Source organism: Rhizobacter sp. P5_A1 (assembly GCF_056400745.1).
The window spans coordinates 1-3100 of the sequence record NZ_JBFUKR010000066.1 but is presented as its reverse complement, the minus strand read 5'-3'; the positions used below and the strand labels follow the sequence as shown (position 1 = coordinate 3100).

Genomic DNA, 3100 nt, shown 5'->3' with positions numbered 1-3100 from the left:
GAACTGGAAGCTCATCGTGATGCCGCTGACGACGCCGAGCGCGAAGCTGAGCGCGAACACCTTGGTCCAGAAACGGTAGGCGTCGAGCCAGCCCTGCGCGGCGGCCTTGTCGGGTCCTTGATGTGTCTTCAGCCAGCGCAGCCGGAAGAACAGCAGCAACCAGCCCATGCCGATGCTGATCGTCGGGAACAGGATGTGGAAGGTGATGTTGGCCGCGAACTGCATGCGGGCGAGGATCAGGGGGTCCATCGTCGTCGTTGCCTCTCGGTTTGACGCAGCCGCGCGCTCAGCGCTTGGCCGCCGGCGCGGCCGCGCGGCCGGTGAATTGAAGCACCTTCTGCACCTTCGCGCCCATCTTCATCAGGCGCGACAGGGTCTGCGGATCGATGCGCTGCACGTCGTCGAACCAGGTCGTCGTCAGCTCGATCAGGTCGTGCATGCCGCGCATGCGTTCGAGCGCGATCCGGTCTTCGTCGGTCGCGGGCTGCTCGAGCAGCGCATTGCGCAGCATCGACAGCGTCGGCTCGATCTCGCGCCGGCGCCGCTCCTCGGCGAGGGTGCGGAAGATCTCCCAGGCGTCGCTCGGCGCGTCGAAGTACTCGCGCCGGTCGCCTGGCTGGTGGCGCAGGTTCACGAGCCGCCACGATTGCAGTTCCTTCAGCCCCATGCTGACATTGGAGCGCGAGAACTCGAGCCGCTCGGCGATGTCGTCGGCGTTCAGCGGCTCCGGCGAGACGAAGATCAACGCGTAGATCTGCCCGACCGTGCGGTTGATGCCCCAGCGGCTGCCCATTTCGCCGAAATGGGAGACGAAGCTGCGGACGAGCGGGGAGAGCGGTGTCATCGGTCGGGTGCCTTCGAGCGTCGGTTGTCGAAATTCTATTGAAATTTCAGTAATTACTGAAAACTGAGGAACCCTTCCGTCAGCAGGGCGGGCCGGATGGCGCGCTTCTTCGCGCCGCGCGGACGCATGCTCGGGGGCCCCGTCGGCACGGCGGCAGCGATGACAATCGAACTTTCCACGAAACAGGGTGATGGCTTCCGGGCGCAGGTCCGAGGCCGGCGAACCCGCGCACGTTCCGCATGATCACGTACCGAATCGACATCCCCGATCCCCATGCACACCTGTTCCGCGTCACGCTGCGCGTCACCGACCCGGTGCCCGAGCAGCGGTTGAGCCTGCCGGCCTGGATTCCCGGCAGCTACCTGGTGCGCGAATTCGCGCGCCACCTGTCGGCGCTCGACGCGAACCAGGGCACCCGGCCGGTACCGCTGCAGCAGCTCGACAAGGCGACCTGGCTGGCGCGTTGCGACGGCCGCACGGCGCTGACGGTCAGCTACCTCGTCTACGCTTTCGATCCTTCGGTGCGCACCGCCTTCGTCGACGGCCAGCGCGGCTTCTTCAACGGCACCTCGCTGTGCCTGCGCGTCGAAGGCCGCGAGGCCGAAGCGCACGGCCTCGAGCTGCGCACGCTGCCGGCCGGCTGGCAGGTCGCGACGGCGCTGCGCCCGGTCAAGGTCGACACCGCGGGCCGCGGTCGCTACGAGGCGGCCGACTACGACGAGCTCGTCGACCACCCCGTCGAACTCGGCCGCTTCTGGCGCGGCCGCTTCGAGGCGCACGGCGTCGCGCACGAGTATGTCGTCGCCGGCGCGCTGCCCGATTTCGACGGCGCCCGGCTGCTCGCCGACGCGAAGCGCATCTGCGAGGCGCAGATCGCGTTCTGGCACGGCACGCCGGCGCGCAAAGGGAGCAGCGCGTCGCGCAAGCCGCCGTTCCAGCGCTACGTGTTCCTGCACAACCTGGTCGACGAAGGCCACGGCGGGCTCGAGCACCGCGCGAGCACCGCGCTGATCTCGCCGCGGCGCGACATGCCGCAGCTCGGCCGGCCCGAGACCAGCGACGGCTACGCGAACCTGCTGGGCCTGATCAGCCACGAGTACTTCCACACCTGGAATGTCAAGCGCCTGCGGCCGGCCGAGTTCACGCGCTACGACTACACGCGCGAGAACTACACCGAGCTGCTCTGGTTCTTCGAGGGCTTCACCTCGTACTACGACGACCTGTTCCTGGTGCGCACCGGCCTGATCGACACGGCACGCTACCTGCGCTTGGTCGCGCGCACCGTCAGCGGCGTGCTGTCGATGCCGGGGCGCAAGGTGCAGAGCGTCGCGCAATCGAGCTTCGACGCCTGGGTCAAGTACTACCGCAGCGACGAGAACACGCCGAACTCGACGATCAGCTACTACACCAAGGGCGCGCTGGTCGCACTCGCGCTCGACCTGAGCCTGCGCGCCGAGGGCCGCGGCACGCTCGACGACGTGATGCGCGCCCTCTGGGCTGCGAGCGCCGGCGGGCCGATCGCCGAGGCCGACATCGCCGCAGCGCTGCAGCAGGTCGGCGGCCGGCCGTATGCGAAGGAGCTCGCCGCGTGGGTGCACGGCACCGACGACCTGCCGCTGCAGGCGCTGCTCGAAGGCAGCGGCGTCGACTGGGCCGGCGAGCCGGCGACGCTGGCGCAGCGCCTCGGCCTGCGCGTCAGCGAAGGCGCGCTGACCGGCGTGAAAGTCACCCAGGTGCTGCGCGGTGGCGCCGCCGAACGCTGCGGCCTGTCGGCCGGCGACGAACTGCTCGCGGTCGCCGGCTGGCGCGTGCGCCGCCTCGACGACGCGCTGCGCGTGCTGACGGCCCGCAGCGCCGCGCCGCTGCTGGTCGCGCGCGACCAGCGCGTGCTGACGCTCGCGCTCGCGCTGCCGGCCGACGCCGCGCCGGGCGCTGGCGGCGGCGCGATCGTGCTGAAGGCGGCAGCGGTCCCGGCCAAGGCCGCCGCCGCGTTGCGCAAGGCATGGCTCGCCGGCTGACGCTGCTGTTCGGCGCGGCGCCGCGCCGCGGGCGCCGCGCCGCGTGGCTCGCGCTCGTGATCGGCGTGATCGGCGTGCACGGTTGCGTGACCCTGGACCTCGCCGAGCGGATGCGCGGCATCGGCGCCGATCTGGCGCTGCCGCCGCGCATCGAGGTCGCCTATGTTCGCGAGATGGCGCTCAGCGCGCCGCCGCCGACCGCCGCGCCGGCAGCGCCAGCGCCGCCGCCGGCCGCGCC

At 70.7% G+C, this 3100-nt stretch carries 3 protein-coding genes and 1 pseudogene; 2 read left to right on the top strand and 2 right to left on the bottom strand.

Annotated elements, in window-relative coordinates; all coding sequences use genetic code 11:
* The coding region (locus AC1DTW_RS28020) for a cytochrome ubiquinol oxidase subunit I (protein ID WP_477985301.1) at positions 1 to 249 on the bottom strand (249 nt) is incomplete at its 3' end.
* A gap of 37 nt (positions 250 to 286) precedes the next feature.
* Positions 287 to 844 carry a GbsR/MarR family transcriptional regulator gene (locus tag AC1DTW_RS28015; protein WP_477985299.1) on the bottom strand — a complete coding sequence of 186 codons (558 nt, stop codon included), beginning with the start codon at positions 842 to 844 and terminating at the stop codon, positions 287 to 289.
* A gap of 239 nt (positions 845 to 1083) precedes the next feature.
* On the opposite strand from AC1DTW_RS28015, the gene AC1DTW_RS28010 reads away from it, so the two are divergent.
* Both AC1DTW_RS28010 and AC1DTW_RS28005 read left to right on the top strand, forming a co-directional pair.
* Entirely contained in the window at positions 1084 to 2862 is a 1779-nt protein-coding gene (locus AC1DTW_RS28010; RefSeq protein ID WP_477985297.1) for a M61 family metallopeptidase, read from the top strand.
* Positions 2847 to 3100 (top strand): annotated as a pseudogene (locus AC1DTW_RS28005) (hypothetical protein); the annotation flags it as partial. The gene AC1DTW_RS28010 and the pseudogene AC1DTW_RS28005, both read left to right, overlap by 16 nt.